General features: G+C 59.8%; 20 protein-coding genes. 8 read left to right on the top strand and 12 right to left on the bottom strand.

Annotation, left to right across the window (positions count from 1 at the left end):
- The first annotated feature begins 29 nt into the window (after window positions 1-29).
- The gene (locus IPK32_00235; protein ID MBK8090453.1) at window positions 30-854 is read left to right on the top strand and encodes a hypothetical protein; all 825 of its coding nucleotides are present in this window, start codon (window positions 30-32) and stop codon (window positions 852-854) included.
- Window positions 855-1,211: 357 nt separating this feature from the next.
- Window positions 1,212-2,570, top strand: coding sequence for a 30S ribosomal protein S12 methylthiotransferase RimO (gene rimO, locus IPK32_00230; protein ID MBK8090452.1), 1,359 nt, complete (start codon window positions 1,212-1,214; stop codon window positions 2,568-2,570).
- Between the two features lie 13 nt (window positions 2,571-2,583).
- On the opposite strand, the gene IPK32_00225 is transcribed toward rimO, so the two are convergent.
- The 4 genes from IPK32_00225 to IPK32_00210 are packed head-to-tail and all read right to left on the bottom strand — an operon-like array spanning window position 2,584 to window position 6,907.
- Window positions 2,584-3,939 (bottom strand): polysaccharide deacetylase family protein, encoded by a 1,356-nt coding sequence (locus IPK32_00225; GenBank protein ID MBK8090451.1) that lies wholly within the window; start codon window positions 3,937-3,939, stop codon window positions 2,584-2,586.
- On the bottom strand, window positions 3,881-4,678 hold the full coding sequence (locus IPK32_00220) for a hypothetical protein (protein MBK8090450.1): 798 nt from the start codon (window positions 4,676-4,678) through the stop codon (window positions 3,881-3,883). Before IPK32_00220 ends, IPK32_00225 begins: the two co-directional genes overlap by 59 nt.
- Entirely contained in the window at window positions 4,675-6,192 is a 1,518-nt protein-coding gene (locus tag IPK32_00215; protein MBK8090449.1) for a hypothetical protein, read from the bottom strand. Before IPK32_00215 ends, IPK32_00220 begins: the two co-directional genes overlap by 4 nt.
- Before the next feature lies 1 nt (window position 6,193).
- Window positions 6,194-6,907 carry a hypothetical protein gene (locus IPK32_00210; protein MBK8090448.1) on the bottom strand — a complete coding sequence of 238 codons (714 nt, stop codon included), beginning with the start codon at window positions 6,905-6,907 and terminating at the stop codon, window positions 6,194-6,196.
- Between the two features lie 90 nt (window positions 6,908-6,997).
- Here IPK32_00210 and IPK32_00205 point away from each other — a divergent pair, with 90 nt between their 5' ends.
- Window positions 6,998-7,342 carry a DMT family protein gene (locus tag IPK32_00205; GenBank protein ID MBK8090447.1) on the top strand — a complete coding sequence of 115 codons (345 nt, stop codon included), beginning with the start codon at window positions 6,998-7,000 and terminating at the stop codon, window positions 7,340-7,342.
- Here the strand turns inward: IPK32_00205 and nusB are convergent.
- The 3 genes from nusB to IPK32_00190 all read right to left on the bottom strand — a co-directional run bounded on the left by nusB (window position 7,326) and on the right by IPK32_00190 (window position 8,802).
- Window positions 7,326-7,760, bottom strand: a complete 435-nt coding sequence (nusB, locus tag IPK32_00200) for a transcription antitermination factor NusB (protein MBK8090446.1) — start codon at window positions 7,758-7,760, stop codon at window positions 7,326-7,328. The genes IPK32_00205 and nusB overlap by 17 nt on opposite strands.
- A 10-nt stretch (window positions 7,761-7,770) precedes the next feature.
- Complete coding sequence (ribH, locus tag IPK32_00195; protein MBK8090445.1) at window positions 7,771-8,271, bottom strand: 6,7-dimethyl-8-ribityllumazine synthase; 501 nt, start codon at window positions 8,269-8,271, stop codon at window positions 7,771-7,773.
- Window positions 8,272-8,430: 159 nt separating this feature from the next.
- On the bottom strand, window positions 8,431-8,802 hold the full coding sequence (locus IPK32_00190) for a hypothetical protein (protein ID MBK8090444.1): 372 nt from the start codon (window positions 8,800-8,802) through the stop codon (window positions 8,431-8,433).
- 113 nt (window positions 8,803-8,915) lie between these two features.
- On the opposite strand from IPK32_00190, the gene IPK32_00185 reads away from it, so the two are divergent.
- From IPK32_00185 to IPK32_00175, 3 genes are all read left to right on the top strand, one after another.
- On the top strand, window positions 8,916-9,500 hold the full coding sequence (locus IPK32_00185) for a hypothetical protein (protein ID MBK8090443.1): 585 nt from the start codon (window positions 8,916-8,918) through the stop codon (window positions 9,498-9,500).
- 134 nt (window positions 9,501-9,634) lie between these two features.
- Entirely contained in the window at window positions 9,635-12,079 is a 2,445-nt protein-coding gene (locus IPK32_00180; protein ID MBK8090442.1) for an SUMF1/EgtB/PvdO family nonheme iron enzyme, read from the top strand.
- Between the two features lie 50 nt (window positions 12,080-12,129).
- Window positions 12,130-12,825 (top strand): hypothetical protein, encoded by a 696-nt coding sequence (locus IPK32_00175; GenBank protein ID MBK8090441.1) that lies wholly within the window; start codon window positions 12,130-12,132, stop codon window positions 12,823-12,825.
- Between the two features lie 702 nt (window positions 12,826-13,527).
- Here IPK32_00175 and IPK32_00170 read toward each other — a convergent pair.
- Window positions 13,528-13,752 carry a hypothetical protein gene (locus tag IPK32_00170; GenBank protein ID MBK8090440.1) on the bottom strand — a complete coding sequence of 75 codons (225 nt, stop codon included), beginning with the start codon at window positions 13,750-13,752 and terminating at the stop codon, window positions 13,528-13,530.
- A 54-nt stretch (window positions 13,753-13,806) separates the two neighbouring features.
- Here IPK32_00170 and IPK32_00165 point away from each other — a divergent pair, with 54 nt between their 5' ends.
- Together IPK32_00165 and miaA are read left to right on the top strand one after the other, a co-directional pair.
- The gene (locus tag IPK32_00165) at window positions 13,807-14,289 is read left to right on the top strand and encodes a hypothetical protein (GenBank protein ID MBK8090439.1); all 483 of its coding nucleotides are present in this window, start codon (window positions 13,807-13,809) and stop codon (window positions 14,287-14,289) included.
- A gap of 949 nt (window positions 14,290-15,238) precedes the next feature.
- Entirely contained in the window at window positions 15,239-16,084 is an 846-nt protein-coding gene (miaA, locus tag IPK32_00160) for a tRNA (adenosine(37)-N6)-dimethylallyltransferase MiaA (protein MBK8090438.1), read from the top strand.
- A gap of 27 nt (window positions 16,085-16,111) precedes the next feature.
- Here the strand turns inward: miaA and purH are convergent, their stop codons facing one another.
- From purH to IPK32_00140, 4 genes are all read right to left on the bottom strand, one after another.
- Complete coding sequence (gene purH / locus IPK32_00155) at window positions 16,112-17,650, bottom strand: bifunctional phosphoribosylaminoimidazolecarboxamide formyltransferase/IMP cyclohydrolase (protein ID MBK8090437.1); 1,539 nt, start codon at window positions 17,648-17,650, stop codon at window positions 16,112-16,114.
- A 107-nt stretch (window positions 17,651-17,757) separates the two neighbouring features.
- Complete coding sequence (locus IPK32_00150; protein ID MBK8090436.1) at window positions 17,758-19,158, bottom strand: hypothetical protein; 1,401 nt, start codon at window positions 19,156-19,158, stop codon at window positions 17,758-17,760.
- A 59-nt stretch (window positions 19,159-19,217) separates the two neighbouring features.
- Window positions 19,218-20,243 carry a chorismate-binding protein gene (locus IPK32_00145; GenBank protein MBK8090435.1) on the bottom strand — a complete coding sequence of 342 codons (1,026 nt, stop codon included), beginning with the start codon at window positions 20,241-20,243 and terminating at the stop codon, window positions 19,218-19,220.
- A 91-nt stretch (window positions 20,244-20,334) separates the two neighbouring features.
- Window positions 20,335-21,288: a class I SAM-dependent methyltransferase gene (locus tag IPK32_00140; protein ID MBK8090434.1), complete on the bottom strand. Its 954-nt coding sequence runs from the start codon at window positions 21,286-21,288 to the stop codon at window positions 20,335-20,337.
- Window positions 21,289-21,418: the final 130 nt, after the last annotated feature.

Below are 21,418 nucleotides of genomic sequence, written 5' to 3'. Positions count from 1 at the left end.
GCTATATTTTCCATAACAACGCATCTGCCATGCTCCTCTTTGCCACCCCTTTCGCCTTCAGCTCTGCGCTACGCACTGCTTTCGCTGCTCTGGCTTCCCTCTGCCTCCTCCTGCTCGTTCTGGCGGCACCTTCCTCCGCCCTCGCTCAAAACGGCTACTACGCCGCTGGCAACTACACCGCCGCTCAGGCTCAGGCTGCTTATCAAGCCCAACAACAGGCCTACGCCCAGAACCAGGCTGCTTGGGCTGCCTACCACCGCCAGCAGCAGGCTTATGCCCAGAACCAAGCCGCTTGGGCTGCTTACCATGCCCAACAGGCCGCTGCGGGCCGCGCTCCACGTCAGCAGCAGGCTGCTCCGCGTGCTGTCGCTGTGGCTCCACGCCAGGCGGCTCCCTCTCCTCGGCAGGCAGCTCCACAGGCTGCTATCGGCGGTGGTAGCTCTTCCTCGATCCGTTTTGATGGTCGTTTTGCGTCACTCGCTTCCGGTGCTCCTGCGGCGGTGCAGCATGCGGTGTATGCGGCTAACAAGATTCAAAATAAGCCTTACCTACGCGGCGGTGGCCACGCCAGCGTGGAAGACAGTGCTTATGATTGCAGTGGCAGCGTCAGCTATGTGCTGATCAAAGCGGGACTGTTGCGTGCGCCTTTGGCTAGCGGTGCTTTCATGAACTATGGCGAAGCGGGTCAGGGTCGCTTCATCACGGTGTGGGTGAAGCCCGGGGAGCATGTGTTCATGACGATCTGCGGACTGCGCATGGACACCAGCGGTGGTAGCGTGGGCGAGGGCCCGAGATGGCGTGTGAAGAGCCGCAGCATGGCTGGCTTCGTTGCTCGTCATCCTGCTGGCCTTTAATTCTCACTTTTGTGACGCGATTCTCACTCTCGAAACGAACGAACGAACCAACTCTGCGATTCAAAGCCTCTGAACCGATTTCCGACCTATGAAAACTGACCTCCCAAATCCTGATCATTCCCCAGAGGAACCCGCGCTCGGTTGGCGAGAAATGCCTGCGTATGGCGAGGTAATGCCTGCGCTCGTCGGCGTGGCTCACATGGGCCGGCCTATGGACATGAAGGGGCGAAAAAGTACTGTTCAGGCCCTGATGCGCTCGTTTTGGCGCTCGGTGTTGGATGCGAAATGAGTCGCTGTAGCAAAGGGAGGCTAGTTTCTCCTTTCCGCGATGCTTAAAGGCGGTAGTCTCCGCGCCCCATGATTAAAGTCGGCCTCGTTTCCCTCGGTTGCGCGAAGAACCTCATCGACTCGGAGATCATGATCGGCCACCTGCAGCAGGCTGGCATGGTCATGACACCCGAGGCCGATCTGGCAGACGTGCTCATCGTCAATACCTGCTCGTTCATCGATATGGCGAAGAAGGAGAGCATCGGCGCTGTGCATGATGCGGTGGATCAGCGTGGCGAGGTCAAAAAGCGTGCGAAGCAGAAGATCATCGTCGCGGGTTGCCTCTCGCAGCGTTTCTCCGAGGAGCTGCCTTCGCTCATGCCTGAGGTGGATGCCTTCATCGGGCTAGACCAGATCACTCAGGTGGCACCGATCATCCAGAACCTCATGGGGACGAAGGATCACGAGCAGGAAAACCTGGTGACGAAGCAGCCGAAGTACATCCCCGACTACAATACGCCACGTTTCCGCCTGACTCCGAAGCACATGGCCTACATCAAGATCGCGGAAGGCTGCAATCACCCCTGTTCCTTTTGCATCATTCCGCGCATTCGTGGCAGGCACCGTAGCCGCACGCAGGAGAGTATCGTGCAGGAGGCGCGGCAGCTCGTGGCCAGTGGTGTGAAGGAAATCAATCTCATCTCCCAGGATACGACTTACTTCGGTATGGATAAATGGACTGAGGATCGGCCAAAGCCACGCAGTGGTGTGGATTCGAGCAAGGGGGAGTCACTCTCCACGCTGATTCGGGCTTTGAATGAGATCGAGGGCGATTTCTGGATTCGGTTACTCTACACGCATCCTGCGCATTGGAGTGACGACCTCATCGCGGCGATCGCAGAGAGTCCGAAAGTGGCCCGCTACATCGACATGCCTCTTCAGCACATCAGTGACCACATGCTCGGCCTGATGAAGCGAGAGACGGATGGTGCCTACATCCGTGATCTGGTGAAACGCATCCGCGCAGGCATCCCAGACATCGCCATCCGCACCACATTCATCGTGGGTTTCCCCGGTGAAACGGAGGCGGATTTCAATGAGCTCATTCAGTTCATTGATGACACGGGTTTTGAGCGTGCTGGAGTCTTCAATTACTCGCGTGAGGAAGGCACTCGTGCAGCGCAGATGGAGGACCAGATTCACCACATGACGCGGAAGGCCCGGTGGAATGAGGCGATGCGTGCGATCCAGCGCAGCGTTGAAAAATTCAATCACACGCAGGTGGGTAAAACCGTCCGCGTGCTCGTCGAGGAACCTGGCGTGGCCCGCAGTGCGATGGATGCGCCGGACATCGACACGACGGTCTTTGTGAGCAAAAAACTGCCCGTGGGACAGTTCGCTGACGTGAAGATCAAAGACTGGCGCGGCTACGATCTAGTCGCGGCGTGATTCTGGGCACCGATTACTCCGGGGTGCTGCTCGGTGTGGTGGAGCGTGTGTGGTTCACGGGCACATAGCTGGCGTTTAGGTCGATTTTGAAGCGCCAGTTGATGATCTCAGCGGGGGATGCGGCATCTCGCTGAAAGGTAAGGCTGGCGAGGCAGTCCTCGCGGCGCAGGCGGTAGGGAAAGGCGTAACGCAGGGTCATGGTGGCCGCATCATACTCAGCGGGGACGATGCCGAGTCCGCCGATGCGTAGCTTCACGCTTTCAGCGACGACGGTGCCGGCATTTTTGAGATCTGCGGTGATGATGGGGCTGCGCTCGGTGATGGTGCTGTCGGGGGCTGGGCTGAGTTTGACGAGCAAGTCGCCCTGCTCGTTCTTCGCATCCGCGAGGAGGAATTTATTGCTGGTCACATCGCCTCGACCGCGAAAGCTGGTGGCGAGTTTGAAGTTCGTATCGCTATCGCCATGGACGATGTAGCGCCCGAGTTTGCCATTGGGGCTCTCCCAGGAGACTTTTTGGCCGTTGACGGTGACGAGGCTCTCGTAGCCGATTTGGAGGCCAGTATTCATGATCTCGTCATCGAAAATGCCGTAGGGATAGGCAAAGGAGGGCACTTTGATTTTGAGCGTCTGTTCCAGGTAATCACGGGAGTCCTTCAATTCGGCGAGGATCCATGCTTGGTAGTCCGCATCGGTCATGCGGGCCTTCGGCTTCTTTTTGAGGTTCTCGTGCGAGACGCTGTGGCTGCCCACTTCGCCACCGTGTTTCATCATTTCACGCACCTGGTCCCAGGTGAGGCTGCGGCCGCCGATGTTGACGTATTTTTTGTAGAGATAGAAAGTGAAGGGGAAGCCGAACTCCTTCAGCACGGGGAATGCATGCTCATAGACGCCTTCCCAGCCATCATCGAAAGTGATGACGATGGCTTCTTGGGGGATGTTTTTCTCCCCTTTTTTCCACGCCATGACATCCGCTAGGGGGATGACGGGAATGCCAGAGTCTTTGATGGCTTGCATTTGCTGGCGGAATTTGCTCCCGGCGATGAGCATGGGGCTACCACCGCGCTCTCGCACGTCATGGTATCCGAGGATGGCCACGCTGGCAGATTTATTGAGCTCAAAGACGGGCGCGGCAGGGATGACGGGCTCGGGGGCGGCCCCCTGCATCATGACAGGGTCTTGGAGCTTCTTTTGGATCGCGATCTGCTCTGGGGTGAGCACGGGCTCGGCCTTTTTGGGGGCAGTCTTTTTGGGTGTGACGGCACCACTTTTCTCGGCCAGACGCTCTAACTTGTCCTGGATGCGTTTGCAGCTACCGAGTGAGAGGACGGCAAGAGCGGTGAAAAGAAGTGTGAAGGCGGTGCGGAGCATGCGGCGGGCGGTTTACGGTGCTGGAGTGGCTGTTTTGGCCGGAGTGATGAAAAGATGCCGCAAAACTAAGTTTGGAGCACTTTTGAGCCCGGCTGTGAAAGTGAGCCGGGAGCCCCGTAGCGGCGCGGTGAGGCTGATCCGGCCCAGGCGCATGATGCGGAAGCTGTGGTCGTCTGCGGTGGCGCGTTCGGGGGGGCAGGGTGGACTCGATTTTCTCAGTGCCGAGCTCTAGCACGAGTGGCATCGGCTGTGCGAGCACGGCGGCCGGAGCGGCATATTCGAGATGCAGGTCATGCTGACCCGCGTCGATGTGATCGAGCCGCCACTCGATCTGGCCGACGTTGGAGGTGGTGGAGGTGCTGGTGGCATTTTCAGCTAGGGCAGGGAAGAGCGTGATCACGGCCTCGCCGGCTATTCTGGGCAGTGCAGGTGCAGGCATCGGCATGGGGGCGAGAGTCTCGCCACCGGCCTTGGCCGTGCGTAGGTCGATCACGCCTGTTTTGAGTAGCTGCTGGAGGCTATTGATCTCTTTTTCATAGGGGGCTTTATCTGTGGCTGTGGCGGCGAGGCGCTGCACTTCGAGCAAATGGCGCGTGAGCAGTGGGATATGCCGCGTGCTGAGCTCACGCTGATAAATGGCCTCCATTTGATCAAGCGTGAGTGGGGGCTGCTGCGCCTGAGCGAGCGAGAGCATGGCGAAAAACACCGCGAAGTAGCAGATGGCATGCGGACGTCTCATTTGGTGGCCTCCACTTTCAGTGCCCATGCTCCCACGGGCGGTTGGCGTTTTTGGGCGACGGTTTGACGATGGGAGAGGGCATCGAGGAGCGATTTTTCTGCGGTGCCGAGTTTGAGCGCCTTCGGTGGTGCTTGCAGCGTGGAGAAGCCCTGCTCGATGAGCACATTCTGATAAAGACCCACATCGGACAAAAAGAGCAGCGCGGCGGCGGTGCCGTCTTTGTCACGCACGGGCCGCACCAGCAGCCGCAGTGGCTTGTCACGCAGATAGGCCGTGGTGAATTCGCGTGCGGCGCGGCCCACGGTGAGTGCATCATCCTCTTCGATGCCGAACTGACTCGCCGCTGTCTTCAAACCTGCCGCGTCGGGCTCTGGTGGTGGGCAGGAGAGCCAGAGTAGCCGGATGGGCCATTTTTGATTCTCATGCAGCACGGTGAAGCGATCCCCTGCGGTCACTGCATCGGCCACGATCTGCGCCCCACTCCAGTCCTCGAAGCCATCCAGCCCGCGTGCGATGAGGGCGATGGCCGTGGGGGGAGAAAAGCGGGTGCTTTTGAAGCCGCGTTGGATGAACTTCTCCAGTCGCTGTGTCTCCGAGTCTGTTTGAGATTTGAGCGTGGGGGCGGTCGTCGCGAGCTTGGCCAGAGACGCGAGGTAGGCATCGATGACTGGACGCTGCGCGGCTGCGAGATCCGTGATGAGGCTGAGGCGTGCTTCTTCGAGTGCCTGTGTGCTGTCCACTGCGGCAGCCGTGGCCTGTGCCGGTGTTGCGGGCAGATTGGCAGCCGCCTGAGGGATGAGGCGTAGATTCCGAATGCGGATCACATTCGCCGGATAACTGGCCGTGGTGACGAGCCGCAGAGTGGGCGTCGCGTGTGTGAATGTCATCGGACCTACCCGGATCGTGGTGAAGGTCGTTTCGTCGGTGCTCTGACGGATCACGACGGGGAAACGTGTCGGTGTGGCCGTGCCCGCGAGGCTGGTGACCTCACTGAACTCGAGCTCCGCCATGTCCTGCGGACGAAAGCGTGTCGAGAAGGTCGCTGGCGCGGGCAGCATGCTCGCCTCCATTTCCAAATGATAGCTGCCTGGTGTGAGCCGAAACTGCGGCCACTCTGCTCCACTGCCACTGCTACGCAGGGTGCTCAAAGTCTCACTGGCCACCTGTGCGGAGCCTGCGAGCCGTGCCGAGGCGAGTGGCAAGGGGAGTGCGCTCGTGGTGGCACGTGGCACATCCGAATAGAGTGCTGTGAGCTCCTCTCGCCGCTTTTGAAAGCGGGCAGCTTCTTCGTAATGACCCGCTGCGGAGAGTGCCGCCTCACGTGCCGCTAGGGCTGTCGCGTATTGCTCCGTGAGCTGCTGTGAGTCGGCGAAGGCTTTTTGCAGCATCGTCTGCCGAGAGGTCTCCAGCGCTGTCGGCGTGGTAGGGGCCAGTTGCGCCAGCACGGCAGCCGTGGGCAGCAGGATGGCTGATCGACAGAGTGCGCGGAGTTTATGGGGACGACGACACATCATATCAATGGGTGGCGGATGGGATCAGCTCCACCGCGAGGAGTTGCATCAAGTTGTCCTTAAAAATCGTGGCGGCTGTGAGTGTGAGAGAGGGGGCATTCTCGGTCAGCTTCAGGGTGCCGAGCACGCGTTCCTCAGGCCCACGCAGAGTCGTTTCGATGTCGCCCGTGAGTGTGAAGCGTGCTTCACTGACGCGGAGGCTGCCGCCTTCCAGCGGAGCACAGCGGTAACGCAGCACGACCTCATAGCCACCCGCAGGCAGCCCGATGGGCAGCTTCCACGTGGCCGCTGCACCAGGCCGCGACCAGCCTGTGAGTGCCCCGGCCTCCAATCGCGGCCCCTGGAGTGTCGCCGCCTCCACTGCGAGCGTGATGCGCTCTGGCAAAGCCGCCGCACGGAGCGACTGCTCGCGTGACTGGAGCAGCAGCAGGTTTTTATCCAGTCGTTCCAGCTCATTTTGCATCTCCACCCGTTGCTCACGGGCCTTCATGGCACCGGTGTAGTCACGAGCAGTAGCGAGCCGCTTCTCCAGCTCGGTGAGCAAGAGGACATGCTTTTTGATCGGCCCTAGCGTGGCCACGATCCATGCCCGCTCGAAGTTTTGCCGCTCCTGCGACACCTCGCGGCTGCCGCCGGGGTCATCTGTGCGCGGCTCCACTGGCGCAGCGGTGGCGCAGGCCAGCAGCAGACAGATGGAGGCGATGAATCGGGGGATCACAGTGGGCGGAGCGTAGCGGGGCGGAGCAGCAGGTTCAAGAGTTTCAAATTTTTGGTTTCAAGTCCGATCAGCTAGGGCAAAAGAACGGCTATGAATTGGACGATTTGCAAAACGGTGGGCCTGCTGGTGGCATCCAATGTCTTCATGACCTTCGCGTGGTATGCACATCTGCGGGACATGAGGGCAAAGCCCTGGTTCATCGCCGCCGTAGTCAGTTGGGGCATCGCCCTTTTCGAGTACTTGCTCCAGGTCCCGGCCAACCGCATCGGCAGCACCGCGCTGAGCCTGCCACAGCTCAAGATCCTCCAGGAAGTCATCACGCTGGCCGTGTTTGTGCCTTTTGTGGTATTCTACATGAAGCAGCAGATGAGCTGGAACTACCTCTGGGCCGCACTGTGCATGTGCGGAGCCGTGTTTTTCATTTTTCGGAAGTGACCGCACTGGTCGCTGGCCGCAGCTTTTTCGCCAGGCGATCGAGCACGCCATTGACGAAAGAGCCCGATTCACCTGCGCTGAGAGCTTTGGCCACCTCGATGGCTTCATTGAGCACGACAGGTGGGGGGACATCTGGGCAGTGCAGCAGCTCGTACACCGCCAGACGCAGTACATTGCGATCCACGGTGGAAAGCCGCTCGAAACTGAAATTCACCAAAGATCCACGGATATGCTCGTCGATCGCTTCTTGATGCTTCAGCACACCCTGGATCAGACTTTCAGCATATTGGCGGGTTCCGGGCTTGGCCGTGTGCAGGGACCAAAAGGTCTCTAATAAGCTATCATCTCCCCCACCATGCATATCGCGGGAGAAAAGGTATTGGACGGCGGCTTCTCGGCCTTCGCGGCGTTTTCCCATGGTCGTGTGATCAGGCGAGTTCGGTTTCACCGGCGAATCCGGCACGCATTTTGGCGAAAAGATTGATCATCTGCACGCACACACGAGCAGCCTCGGTGCCACGGTTGATCGTGGCCCCCAGGCAGCGTTCCTCCGCCTGCTGGGCATCATCGACGAGGAGCACCTCATGTACGATGGGGGTGCAATGCTTCACCGCCATGTCTTGCAGCGCCTGTGTCACACTGCTGCCCACCAAGTCTGCATGCTGAGTGCTGCCACGAATGATCACGCCGAGAGCGATCACGGCATCTGGCGTGCTATTGCGCAGCACCAGCTCCGTCGTCACCGGGATCTCAAACGCCCCCGGCACGCGGTACACATCCAGCGTCGCCTGTGGAGCCAGATCTTCCAGCTCTGCCGCTACTGCATTGAGCAGCCCCTGAACGAAAGTATGGTTGTACAAGCTGGCGACGACCGCGATAGATACCGGAGTATCGAGCGGCCTGGGACGGGCAGGAGCGAATTGAGACATGAGAAAAGAGCAAAAGCGAACCTTGCTCTTACCGCGAATTGAAGTGCTGGCAACGTCCGCGTGATTGTTATTCACCGCTTGACGTTTCCACCTGCGTTCCGTGCGGCGCAAAACAGAGCCGAATAGGGCAAAATGAGCCAAATATCAGCGCAAAACGCCTCAAACAAACTCCAGCTCACGCTCCTTCACCGTGCGGCGAGGCGGATCGATCCAGGCCTTCTCCTCGATCTCGATTTCCTCATCCAGCAGTGGCGCAAAGCGCTCCGCCCGGAAGCCGAGCTCCTGTTTCACGCTCGAATGCGGATCTTCCGGGTTACGCAGCTCTTCCAGCAAGATCAGCATGTCGAACTCCGCGTCCGTCATCTTGATCTCTGCGTCATCATTGACCTCAAACTTCGGATTGCTCCTACCCACGCCCACAGCTCGCACCGTGTAGGTCGTATCCTTCTTGGGGAGCATGCGGTAGAGATCGTACACCCACGGGGCGAACTCGTCATCGATGCACACGATTTTTTGACCTGTTTGGAACATGCAGATTGGTTAGGGTAGGGGACTTGAAGGGTGAGATGAGAAGTTGTCGAAGCAGGAAAACAACCCCAGATTAACCACCGCCGCGTCCCTCGGCATCTATTTTCCTCAGTCCCATGTCATCTGTTTCACTTTTTGCAGCCAATCCCATCCTTCCAGCTCCGGCAGACTTTCTATCCATCGGGGAAGTTCTCGGCAATGAAGTCACTCTCAGTGTGGGCAGCTTGTATTCGACTGGGTTTCTCGCACTAGGAGCCCTATTTGTGCTCTCCGCCTTGATCCTTATCTGGGTGATGTACCAGCGGGTGCGGTTCTTCGCACGGGATTTCGGAGACGGCGGCATGGGCGGACGCCTCAAGGCCATTTCCGGCATCATCATCATCGGCTTCTTCCTCATCGCCATTGGTGGCGTCCTCGCCCTCATCGGGCTGGGAAATCAGGGCTACAAAGTCGTCTTGAGTCAGAGCGGGCTCACGGAGTTCAGTCCTTCCGGTGTGCATACCTTTGCGTGGTCGGATCTCAATCGCCGCAAATCGTCGGATCACTTCAAAACGACCGACTTCACCCTCCGTTTCGAGCAGGGCAAAGCATACTCCTGCCAAGTCCGCCTGCTCCAGCAGTCCTTCGGTGAAGAGGTGCAGGACAAAGCGATCGCCATCGTCGAGGAGGCCGTCCGCCGTCTCCCACCGCTTACGGATTGATCAGGCACCTGCCTGCCAGTTTGCTCAGACTGACCAGGAAAGGCGATGGAGGGCTTCAATTTTGTCCTTTGGATGAGCAGAAAAGTCTTTCGACTTTTCCGGCAGCACGCTTTGATGAAAAATCCCGACACCTGATGACTGAGCCTGCTGCTGCCGCCCCTATTCCCGCTCCCGCCTTACCAGCGGCTGCGCCGATACCGGCATCCGCTACGGACAACAGCAACATCGCCCTGCCAGCCCCACCCGTGCAGCGCCGCCCGAAGCCGCACCCCGCAGCCAGCGGCAGCAATCCACCATCCCACCGCGATGACATCGTCATCCCTGACTACACCCTCATCAAGCGCATCGGCAGTGGTGCCTATGGAGAGGTCTGGCTCGCACAGAGCGTCACCGGAGCCCTGCGGGCGGTGAAAATCGTCTGGCGGGAGGACTTCGAGCTCACCAAGACCTTCCACCGTGAGTTCGAGGGCATCCAGCAGTTCGAGCCCATCTCACGCGGGCATCCTTGCCTCGTGCAGATCCTCCACGTCGGCTGGAATGAGCAGCGTGGCTTCTACTACTGCGTCATGGAGCTCGCAGACGACGCCGTCCACGGAGCGAATATCCCCGACGTGCAGAGCTACGTCCCCCGCACCCTCACCACCGACATGCGCCGCCACGGGCGGCTCGATCCCTTCTTCTGCCGTGATGCGGGCGTGTACCTCGCCGATGCACTCCACTACATGCACAATCACGGCCTCACCCACCGTGACATCAAGCCCTCCAACATCATCTTCGTCGGTGGCGTGTGCAAATTGGCCGACATCGGCCTCGTCGCCGCACTAGGTGAGCGCACCTTTGTCGGCACCGAGGGCTTTGTGCCTCCAGAAGGCCCCGGCACCCCCCAGGCAGACCTTTATAGCCTGGGCAAGGTGCTCTATGAAATGAGCAGCGGGAAGGACCGCATGGAATTCCCCGAAGTGCCAGACCAGATCAGCGAGGAGGAGTGGCCCTTCTGGCTCGATCTGAACAAATGCATCTGCAAATCCTGCGAAAACGACCTCAATCAGCGCTACACCACCGCGGCCGACTTCGCCGCAGCTCTCCAGCATGTCGGTGAAAAGCGCCCCGAGTCATTTATCCGTCGATTCAGCCGCGCCGCCCTCATCACCGTCCTCGGCTCCTTCATCCTCGCCTCCGGGCTCGTCATGGCACGGCACCAGCAGGCCTGGGCATACGACATCGCCGCCCCGACACGCCCGCGCCCCCCAGAGCCCCAGGTGCCCCTGCCAAACAAACCATGGCAAAACCGCCTCAAACAGTGGTTCAGCTTCAAAAATGGCCGCCACATCGCCGATCAGCCCGTTTATGCTGAATTGTTCCGTGATTTCCTCCAGGCCACCGAACGCGCCAGCGAGTACGAGGCCGTCGGCGTCCTCCAACCGGACAAAAAATGGCACTACCTAGCCACCGTCGCCCCAGTAGATGCAGACGCCTTTTGTGACTGGATGACCGATCTCGATCGCCGCAGCCGCCGCCTCGATACAGACCACGAATACGCCTGGCAACCCCACAAAATCGTGCGCAGCGGCACCGGCACAGCGCGTGCTGGAATGAGTGCCTTCATCTGTGAAATCGTCGCCTCACGCTATGGCACCGTCAGCATCACCTCCATCCCCGCAGGCGCAGAAGTGGTCGATGATGGTCGCCTCCTCGGGAAAACCCCGCTACGCCTCGAGCGAGCCCGCGCCGTCAAATTCAAGTACATCATCAGCCTCCCCGGTTATAAAGACGAGCACGCCACCGGCGACCTGAAACAAGGCCAAAGCGTGAACTTCAATCTCCGCCTCAAAGCCACGGGCGCAGTCGTCTTTGACCGCGTCTGGCAAAACAGCCTCGGCATGAAAATGGTGCCCCTCGGGCGTGCCATGCTCGCCGCCACCGAGACCCGCCGTGGAGACTTCGCCGAATACGCCAAGGCCACCAAGCTCCCACCCGTCCCCGGCCGCATCCTAGATGCCGACATCTCCCTCCCTGTCACCCACGTCAGCCGAGCAGACGCCGATCAATTCTGCCGCTGGCTCACCGAGCGAGAGCGCGGCCGCGGCCTCATCGACCCCGATCAGGAATACCGCCTCCCCACCGATGACGAATGGAGCATGGCCGCCGATCTCACCCCCGAGCCCGGCGCCACACCCGCAGAGCGCAATGAGCGCTTTGGCGGCATCTATCCCTGGGGCTTTCAGTGGCCACCCCCGCCGAAAACCGGCAACTTCCTCGACCTCAGCGCCGACAAGACCGGAAAATCCGCCATCCCCGCCTACACCGACAGCTTTGCCACCCTCGCACCCGTCGCCAGCCTCCGAGTCGGGTCCAACGCCGTCCATGACCTCTCCGGCAACGTCTGGGAATGGGTCTCCACGCCCTGGAAGCATGACTCCACCTCCGGCGTCCTCCGTGGCGGCTCCTACCTCACCGCAAAGCCGAACGAGCTCCTCTCCTCCCACCGCCACGAGGCCCCCCAGGACGCACGCCTCCCAGATGTCGGCTTCCGCATCCTCCTCTGGAACATCGGCACCCTCGCCCGCGACGACGGTTAGCCTCTCCACCGTCCTCCTTTCGTCCCCTACTCAGCACTCAAATCGCTGCCATGCCCTGGAGTCACATCTTCACCTTTCTCGCCGGACTCCTCCTCGGCGCAGCGGGCGTCATCCTTTACAAACTGCTGCAATTCCTCGCAGACCTCAAAGCCGCCCAGCACGCCCTCGCAGCCTACGACCTCCTCCTCAGCACCGAGGCAGACTCCCTCGCCCGCAACGCCGTCGAAGAATCTAAAAAACGCCTCCGCTGGCAGAAAAACCTCAACCCCGAGTGGCTCCCACCGCTCGTCGATGAAGTCCCACGCCTCGTGCGAGAAATCGCCACCATTTACCACCCAGGGAAAGAGAATCCACTCCTCGCCCCCGGCCTCAGCCAGTTCAGCCGCGCCGTCCACCTCGCCTCCATGGACATCGCCGACTTCCTGCAAACACGCAGCATCGGCAAACTCGTCGATGTCAGCGCCAGCACCGCCCTCAAGACCTGGGAAGTCACCCACAAACTCGCCAAACACGAAACCGTCCAGGCCGCCAACAAATGGTACAAACGCCTCCTCCCCGTGTGGCAAGTCCTGCGCTTCAAATCCCCTGTCATGTGGGCCAGCGTCGCCGTCTCCAACGTCGCCACCCGCACCCTCCAGCCCGCCGTCATCGACATCATCGCCAAACGCGCCATCGACCTCTACAGCGGCCGCCTCGGTCGCGGCACCGAGATCCCCTACACCCCCACCCCCGAGCCCGCAGAATAAACACCAAGTTCTTGGTCCTGCGTGCTTGGTTCTTGGTTCTTGGTTGATCCGCCTCCGCCTCCTACTCCGCCTCCCCGAAGCCGCAGAGTTTACCACGGATGAACGGATGGTTTCACCACGGATGGGTTAAGGGTTTGATGTTCTTGGTTCCTGGTTCGTCGTTCCTGGTTCTTGGCCGTTGAACGTTGAATGTCCGATGTTGAACGTTCCGTCCCCGTCCTTTTCACCACAGAGGACACGGAGGAGCACAGAGTCCTGATTTGGATCACTTTGCAGTGGGCTGTCTTTGTCTTGCTCACAAGACAAAGAGCGCTCACTGCCAAGTGATCCTACTCGTCCTCCTACTCCGACTCCTCCTCGGTCCTTCCGCGCCGCAAGCACCCGGTGCTCCGCGACTCGTTGAGAGAGTGCGATGAAGATCAAGATCATGAGCAAGACAAAGACAGCCCACTGCCAAGTGATCTGAATCCGAACTCTGTGCTCCTCTGTGACCTCTGTGGTGAAACCATCCGTTCATCCGTGGTGAAAAGACGCCGGAGGATCAAGGACGAGTTCGAGAGCCGAGCGAAGCGAGACAGACTGCCAAAGGCAGCCCGAAGGGAGCGAAGCGAATCAACGAGGACGAGGACGAACAGGGAACCGCGAACTGGGAACAGGGAACTGGGAACTGAAAACTGGGCCACTTACCACCGTGAAATTCTTCTAGGCTGCCACCGCTTCACGCACTTCGGCAAGGGCGACTCGCCGCTGTCCGGCGGGGATGCCCTGAGGGAAGTCCACGGGGATTTCTTCGGACCGCGCATCGACGGTGAGGGTGATGCTGGCAGCCATGGGCCGCGCTCCGTGGGTGAGGGCCTGCTTCAAAATGATGAAATCCGGCCCCATCTGGGCCAGCGGCACATCCTGCCCTCCAAGGTGGAGAACCATGCTGACCTGGGCAGAATGGGCTGGACGAGAGGTGAACATGGTTAGGATGCCGTGATGAAGGAAGATGAAACCGAGATGGCCGAGGCTTATGCGCTACTGAGGGGCTTTGAGCTCACTGGGCAGCTTGGCGCTGGGATGAATGGTAGGGTGTGGAAAGTCCGTGACAACCGTAAACGTGCCTGGGCGCTGAAAATCCAGGATGTGCAGGGTTTCCGGCTGGAACTGGCCTGCTACGAGCGTCTGGCGGAGCTGGAGGTGACGGAGTTGGCCGGATTCAACGTGCCGGTGCTCATCCACGCGGAGGAGCGCTGGCGGGCTATCGAAATGAGCATCGTGGACCGGCCCTACATCCTGGACTTTGCCCAGGCCTATCTGGATACGCCGCCGGAGTTCCCCGAGGAGGTCTGGCAGGAGTGCCTGGAGACCTGGGAGAGCCGCTACGAGGACGACTGGCCCATGGTCAAGCGGGCACTACGGGAACTGCCGCTGCTGGGTATCCATTACCTCGACGTGCATCGGGGCAACATCGCGCTCTAGTGGCCTGTGCTGCCAATGGTGCGGAAGGAACAGATGAAGGGCAAGGCAAGACAAAGAGCGCCCACTGCCAAGTGATCCGACTCGTCCTCCTACTCCTACTCGTCCTCGATGCTTCCGCGCCGCAAGCATCCCGATGCTCCGCGACTCGTTGAGAGATGAAGATCAAGATCAAGGAAGAGGGGAGAAGGTAGAGGAGAGAGGAAAAAAAGAGCCCACTGCCAAGTGATCCGTGGTGGAAGCATTCGTTCATCCGTGGTAAAAAAGACGCCGCAGGATCGAGGCGGAGGAGGAGACGGAGACGGAGGCGGAGGCGGAGGCGGATCAACCAAGAACCAAGATGAAGAGCGAGAGCAAGAGCAAGAGCAAGAAAGGGAAGCTCTGTGTTCCTCGGTGATCTCTGTGGTGAAAAGGACGGGGAAGGATCGAGGACGAGGGTAGAGGAAGAGGGGAGAAGGTAGAGGAGAGAGGAGAGAGGATAGAAAAGAGCCCACTGCCAAGTGATCCGTGGTGAAACCATCCGTTCATCCGTGGTAAAAAAGACGCTGCAGGATCGAGTTCGAGTTCGAGTTCGAGGACGAACCGCGAACTGGGAACTGCGAACAACGAACCCTACCCACCCTCTGTGCTCCTCGGTGAGCCCTGTGGTAGAACTCTGCGGCTTTATGGGGGCGGAGGAGGATGGTTGTCACAGCACCAACAACCCCGGCGATGCCGTTTCCCCTCCGCCTGGGGGGATGGTCCGAGCCTCTCATCCGTCCGATCCGTGGTTGCATGGAATTTAGAAGTGAGAGCAAGAGCAGGAGCAAAAGGGATGAAATTCTGCCAAAAAACGTGCGTGTGGGGCAATTGGCGGGTTAAGAATGGATGCTGCCAGTGAGTGGAGCTTTGCCTTCAGCGTGAATGTAAAGCTTCATGACTGGTGTTGGTTCCGTTTTTTGCTTGCACTCTCTTGGATCTCTCTCACAGCTTTTTCATCGTAGGGCCCACGGCAGCGGGGAAGTCTGCGCTCGCGGTCGAGTATGCGCTGCGGGAGAATGGGGAAATCGTCAATGCGGATGCTTTTCAGCTCTATGCGGGCATGGACATCCTCACGGCAAAACCCAGTGCGGCGGAGATGGCCAGCGTGCCGCATCACCTCTACGGCGTGCTGCCGCTCACAGAGGTCTGTGATGCACGTCGCTACCACGATCTAGCGCTGCCTGTCATCCAGGACATCCTCCAGCGCGGGAAGTTGCCCATCATCGTCGGTGGGTCGGGGCTGTACATCAAATCACTGACCCACGGCCTTTCGCCGCTGCCGCAGGGGGATGAGCAGATGCGTGCAGCTCTCCGCGCTCGCCCATTGGATGAAAAGGTGGCCGAGTTGCTGGCACTGGACCCCGCTGCGGCGCAAACCGTGAATTTACGCAATCCGCGCTATGTCGAGCGTGCACTGGAAATCTGCCTGCTCACGAGGCAGCCGCAGTCGGTGCTGCGCAGCGGTTTCAGTGAACCGCCGCAGCCGATTCGGGGCATCTGCCTCTGTCCAGAGCGGGCGGTGCTGTGTCAGCGGATCGACGCCCGCACGGTGGCGATGTTTGAAGGCGGTCTGGTGGAGGAGGTCGCCGCTCTCGGTCCGCTCTCTGCCACGGCGGAAAAAGCCATCGGCATCCGTGAGGTACGTGAGCTGCTCGCGGGCCGCAGCACGCGTGCCGAGGCCATTTCTGCGATGCAAATCGCCACGCGGCAGTATGCGAAGCGACAGGCGACCTGGTTCCGCCGCGAGAGCTGCTTCACACCTTATTTACCGGTGTAAAGAGCGGCGCGGTATTCTGGTGGAGGCTTAATGCAGGAAATGGCGGATGCCGGTGAAGACCATCGCCATCTTGCGCTCATCTGCGGCGGCGATGACTTCGGCATCTTTGACCGATCCACCGGGCTGGATGGAGGCGGTGGCACCGGCATCGGCTGCGGCCATGAGTCCATCAGGGAAGGGGAACATGGCATCTGAGGCTACGATGCTGCCTTTTAGGCTCAAACCGGCTTCCTGGGCCTTCCAGACGGCGATGCGGCATGAATCGACGCGGCTCATCTGGCCTGCGCCGATGGCGAGTGTGCGGTCATGGGTGGAAAACACGATGGCGTTCGATTTGACGTGCTTCACCACCCGCCAGCCGAAGCGCATGGCCTCCAGCTCATCGCGTGTGGGTGGACGGACGGTTTTGACCTTGTTTTCGAGGTCGTCGAGGCCGAGCGCACGTGGATCACTGTCCATGACCATCACGCCACCTGGGGCAGAGCGGATGATGGGCTCTGCCAGTGCCTCGGCCACGCCGGGGAGCATCTGGATGAGGCGGAGGTTCTTTTTCTTCTGCAAATGAGCGCGGGCATCTGCATCGAAATCAGGCGCGATGATGACATCGGTGAAAATTTCTGAGATGATGCGGGCAAGGCCCAGTGTCATGCTGCGATTGACGACGATCACACCGCCGAAGGGAGCTTGTTTATCGGTTTCAAAGGCCTTCTGCCAGGCCTCGCGTAGATCTTCATCCGCACAGCCGACGCCGCAGGGATTGGTATGCTTCAAGATGGCCACCGTGGGGCGGCGGAACTCCAGCGCGATCTCTGCTGCGGCGTGGATGTCGAGCACGTTCGTGTAGCTGAGGTCTTTGCCGTGTAGCTTGACGAAGTAGTCGCCGAAATTGCCGTAAAGGGAGGTCTTCTGGTGCGGATTATCACCGTAGCGCAGCTCTGCGTAGAGTGGCAGGCTGAGGTTGAAGTTCTTGTGCGTGCTTTGCTCCTTGTTGAGGAAGGCTGCGATGGCTGTGTCGTAGGCTCCTGTGCGCTGGAAGACCTTGCAGGCGAGTTTTTCGCGGGTGGCGAGTGTGGTATCGCCCTGATGCTCCTGCATTTCCGCGAGCACGCTGGTGTAATCTGCCGGATCGGTGATGACGGTGACCCAGCGGTGGTTTTTGGCCGCGCTACGCAGCATGGATGGTCCACCGATGTCGATGTTCTCGATGGCTTCTTCGAGCGTGACGTCCTTTTGGGCCACGGTTTGCTCAAAGGGGTAGAGATTGACCACGACGAGGTCGATGAGGGGGATTTTGTGCTTGGTGGCGTTGCGCTTGTCCTCATCGTTATCACGGCGCTGGAGCAGGCCGCCGTGGACTTTCGGGTGCAGGGTCTTCACCCGGCCATCGAACATCTCTGGGAAGCCGGTGTAGTCGGAAACGTCGATCACGGTCAGCCCGGCGTCCTTCAGGTGCTTCGCGGTGCCGCCAGTGGAGAGCAATTCCACGCCGAGCGCGGCGAGGCCTTTGGCGAAGTCGAGCAGACCCGATTTATCAGAGACAGAAAGCAGAGCGCGAGCGATGGGCATGGAGTCGTGGTAGAGAGAGGTTGGTCAGGGGCAGTTAGTATGAAAACAGGGAGGCGCAAGGGCTTTGGGACAAGGATTATTCGTCCGGCACGACCACTGCGTAAGTTTCAGGCGGGGATGGCGGGCTTGGCGAGGGAAAGGGTGAACTGGGTGTGGCTACCTTCGACGCTTTCGACCTGAACCTCTCCACCCATGCCCTGGATCATGCGAAAGCAGAGACTCAGACCGAGTCCCATGCCCTGACCGACGGGCTTGGTGGTGAAGAATGGATCGAAAATCTTATCCAGATTGGCCTTGGGGATGCCGCTGCCGTTGTCCCGCACGATGAGGTCAATGCGGGGGCCATTCTCGGCGGCCTTCAGCAGGATCTGGGGCTCTGGGCGGCCGGGGAGGGCATCGAGGCTATTTTGGATCAGGTTGATGAGGATCTGAATGAGGTGGTTTTCATCTCCTTGGGCGGTGATGCCCTCGGGCATCTCATCGATCAAGGTGACGCAGCGATCACTGATTTCTTTATTGAGCAGGCGCAGGGCTTTGCGGCTGATTTCATGCAGATTGACGGGGCGTGAGCCACGATTCTCTGGATGGGAAAAGGTGCGCAGATCGCTGACGATCGCAGCGACGCGGTCGATGCCCTCGCCGATGTCTGCGGCGATGCGATTGACGCTCTCTGCGATGTCTGGGGGCATGTTTTTGCCTTTTTTCTTCAGCAGGAAGATGGCGGACTTTACATAATTGAGCGGATTATTGATCTCATGCACGATCCCGGCACTGAGGCGGCCGATGGAGGCTAGTTTTTCGCTTTGGTCGAGTTGGGCCTCTGTTTCACGCAGGCGCTTGAGCGTGGTGGTGAGCTCCTCGTTTCGTGCGGCCAGTTCCTCACGCTGCTCTTCGATTTTGACCCGGGCATCGAACTCCCGCTGGCGGATGGTCATGTGCTGGCGGCTACCGAAATAGAGGACGACGCAGTTTAGCAGGAGAAAACCAGTATTGTTGACGAAAATGCCCAGCGTCCGTGCATCGACGCCGTGCAGCAGATTGGGCAAAGTCGCGGCAAAATAGGCCAGGAGGACGAGTGCGAGCGTCACGCCGATCTCACGGAAGGTCCAATGGAAGACAAACGCGGTGGCGACGATGCAGAGTGTGAGCCCGGCATAATAACCGCTCCCAGGATCACCGCTAAGATGAATCATGCCTGCGATGACCAGCGCAGGCAGCAGCGGTAGCACGATGGGATAGATGCGGTGCCAGCGGTGCCCCCAGGTGCCATTGAGGGCGAGCAGGAGCGGCACGCAGGCAGCGGCACAGGCCAGGCGTAGCGTGAGAAACTCCCACTTCCGCTCTGGGTAGGCCATCCAATCGAGGAACCAGCAGAGCGGCACCAGGATCATGACGAACCAGGCACCGAGGCGTGCATTGCGCAGGTTCAGCTCCTGCTGCTCCTGGGCAAAACGGTCCGCGTGTGGTGACTGCGGTGTCGTGGATGATGCGTGCGTGCTCTCCGCCATGCGAAAGGTGGCACTAAAGGGCGCAGTGGATGATCTGGCAAGCCTCTTGCTCTCGCTCATTAGGCCTGGAGCCCCATGAGGCGCATCACCGCCTCACGCTTCAGTCGTAGCTCCCGCCACTCATGGTCAAAGGCACTGCCGCAGACGATGCCGCAGCCAGAGGGCAGGCGGATGTGCTCCCCATCTCCCTCAATGCCACGGATCGCGACGACGAGGTGCGTTTTGGCACCACCTGGCTCCACAAAGCCGAAGGGTGCCCCGAAAAAGCCCGGTACATGTAGCTGGCGGCGATACTCACGCAGCCGCTCCAGGGTGCCCTCATCTCGTGGCAAACAGCCGACCGCAGGCGTCGGATGTAGAAATGGCACCAGCGCAGCGGGATCGGCCTGTTGCGTCATTTTCACACGGATGGCGCTTTGGAAATGAGTGAGGCCGGAGGTCTGGCAGAATGTGCGTGGCTCACGCGTGACGGTGCCGAGTGAGGCTAACCTCTCAGTGAGGTAGCGGACGACGATCTCGTGCTCGTCGATCTCCTTCACGTCATTTTGGAAAGTCTCCACGCTGCTACCGGGCTTCGCGGTGCCTGCGAGAGCCATGGTTTCCAGTTCCCCATCTTGGATGCGGAAGAGGAGCTCGGGCGTCGCTCCGAGGAAACCGCTGTTTTGCTGCCAGCGGGCGTAGGCCCACATATTCGCGGGTGCAGCGAGAATGCGCTCGATGAGTCGAAGCGGGCTGCCAGAGGCCAAAGTGCCCTTTTCGGTAAGTACGGGCACCATTTTCTCAATCCGGCGTGCCAGTACCTCACGGCGGATGCGGCGGAAGGCCATCTTAAACCACTCGGTGGCCGGCTTGGCCCAGTTGATGACAGGAGGGCGTGCGCCATTGAGCTGGAGCAGTGCCGCGTGATTTTCCAGCGTCAGCGTGTGCAGCCGCGCAGGCCGCTTCCACGGCAGCGGATCACTCAAATCGAAGTCATTGATGTAAAAGGCACCACCATTCGGCGGCGCAGCGGAAAGTGCCTCGAAAGGCCCCTCACCCAGCCACGCACGGCCATCCGGCAGTCGGAACAAAGCAAAATCAGTCATGAATCAGCACGATACATGCGGAGGCAGCGCCGTGGCGCAAGAGCGGGGAGCTTTTTCTATTTTCAGCCCTCGCGGAGCCGCGTGAAAACACTCAGCGCCGCACATGAAGGAAGAGATTCACCCCCTGCGGCTCCCAGCCCACGCGGATGTGATCTGGCGGAGCACCTGCCTCACGACCGAGGCCACTGACGTGCTCGGCAGAGCGGTGGTTCAGCACCCAGTCGCCCAGTAGCTCCATGTAGTCGCGGCTTGGATTGAAGTCGGAGAAATTCCCCACCACGATCTCTCCACCGGGTCGTGTCACGGCCATCAGCGATTTTAGCAGGAATACAAAACTGCGATCCATCAGGTAATCGAACAAACCAGCGGACCAGACTAGGTCGTATCCCTTTGAGGGTAAAAAGCGCAGCGCATTGCGATGATGGAACTCCACTTTGCTAGCGAATGGGGCACAGAGGCGCCGCGCATGGTCGATGGCATGCACATCCGCGTCGATGCAGTCGATGAACACATCAGCACGGGGATTTTCCAACAGCCACTCGCGTAAATCCCGGGCTGGGCCACTTGCTACATTGAGCACGCGGAGAGGGCGGCCTTTCGGCACATCGGCGAGGTGCGCATCCAGAAGGGTTTGGAAGTAGGACTTGCGATTTCGCACCGCCATCGGAGCCGCCTGGGCATGAAAAAAGAGGTCCCACCGCGTCAAATTGGGTAGAGGAGATGTCTGCATGCGGTAGATCGCGTCGATGATCTCGAAGTCGCCGCTGTATCCGTATTTCCGCTCCAGCGCCTGTGACTGCATCGTGCCGAGGAAGTTCCGCGCCGTCATATCCCGTGCATAGGCCAGGACATCAGCCCGTTTGAGCGAGCCCTCGCGCACAGCATCACCGAGCACGCGGAGCTGGAGATTCACCGCCGTGTAATCCTCCGGCATCGGGCCACCCGTAGCGATGAGGTCATGCACCACGGTATCAAGGTCGATCAGTGGGCACGGCATGCTCTTCGATTTCGCGATTGGACGCTCTGTGAGGACGGCGGGAGGCATGGGAGAGCGCATTGTTTAGCATCTCTTAACTAATTTGGGAAGAAGAATATGCAGAGCATTCCAGCTAGCTTCGTCTCCTCTAGGTCAGTAAAGATGAGATTTATCTCCAAACTTTTCCGACTTCCAATCG

Source organism: Verrucomicrobiaceae bacterium (assembly GCA_016713035.1).
Taxonomy (GTDB): Bacteria; Verrucomicrobiota; Verrucomicrobiia; order Verrucomicrobiales; family Verrucomicrobiaceae; genus Prosthecobacter.
Note: the sequence above shows the minus strand (reverse complement) of the source record. Positions and strands in the feature narration are given on the sequence as shown.

Bases quoted from the DNA above. Each gene is read 5' to 3' on its own strand.
- IPK32_00220 (MBK8090450.1), bottom strand. From the start codon at position 4,678: ATGAGACGTCCGCATGCCATCTGCTACTTCGCGGTGTTTTTCGCCATG.
- IPK32_00205 (MBK8090447.1), top strand. From the start codon at position 6,998: ATGAATTGGACGATTTGCAAAACGGTGGGCCTGCTGGTGGCATCCAAT.
- ribH (MBK8090445.1), bottom strand. From the start codon at position 8,271: ATGTCTCAATTCGCTCCTGCCCGTCCCAGGCCGCTCGATACTCCGGTA.
- IPK32_00170 (MBK8090440.1), bottom strand. From the start codon at position 13,752: ATGGTTCTCCACCTTGGAGGGCAGGATGTGCCGCTGGCCCAGATGGGG.
- IPK32_00145 (MBK8090435.1), bottom strand. From the start codon at position 20,243: ATGACTGATTTTGCTTTGTTCCGACTGCCGGATGGCCGTGCGTGGCTG.
- IPK32_00190 (MBK8090444.1), bottom strand. From the start codon at position 8,802: ATGTTCCAAACAGGTCAAAAAATCGTGTGCATCGATGACGAGTTCGCC.
- IPK32_00165 (MBK8090439.1), top strand. From the start codon at position 13,807: ATGAAGGAAGATGAAACCGAGATGGCCGAGGCTTATGCGCTACTGAGG.
- nusB (MBK8090446.1), bottom strand. From the start codon at position 7,760: ATGGGAAAACGCCGCGAAGGCCGAGAAGCCGCCGTCCAATACCTTTTC.
- rimO (MBK8090452.1), top strand. From the start codon at position 1,212: ATGATTAAAGTCGGCCTCGTTTCCCTCGGTTGCGCGAAGAACCTCATC.
- IPK32_00235 (MBK8090453.1), top strand. From the start codon at position 30: ATGCTCCTCTTTGCCACCCCTTTCGCCTTCAGCTCTGCGCTACGCACT.
- IPK32_00215 (MBK8090449.1), bottom strand. From the start codon at position 6,192: ATGATGTGTCGTCGTCCCCATAAACTCCGCGCACTCTGTCGATCAGCC.
- IPK32_00180 (MBK8090442.1), top strand. From the start codon at position 9,635: ATGACTGAGCCTGCTGCTGCCGCCCCTATTCCCGCTCCCGCCTTACCA.
- IPK32_00175 (MBK8090441.1), top strand. From the start codon at position 12,130: ATGCCCTGGAGTCACATCTTCACCTTTCTCGCCGGACTCCTCCTCGGC.
- IPK32_00150 (MBK8090436.1), bottom strand. From the start codon at position 19,158: ATGGCGGAGAGCACGCACGCATCATCCACGACACCGCAGTCACCACAC.
- IPK32_00225 (MBK8090451.1), bottom strand. From the start codon at position 3,939: ATGCTCCGCACCGCCTTCACACTTCTTTTCACCGCTCTTGCCGTCCTC.
- purH (MBK8090437.1), bottom strand. From the start codon at position 17,650: ATGCCCATCGCTCGCGCTCTGCTTTCTGTCTCTGATAAATCGGGTCTG.
- IPK32_00140 (MBK8090434.1), bottom strand. From the start codon at position 21,288: ATGCCTCCCGCCGTCCTCACAGAGCGTCCAATCGCGAAATCGAAGAGC.
- IPK32_00185 (MBK8090443.1), top strand. From the start codon at position 8,916: ATGTCATCTGTTTCACTTTTTGCAGCCAATCCCATCCTTCCAGCTCCG.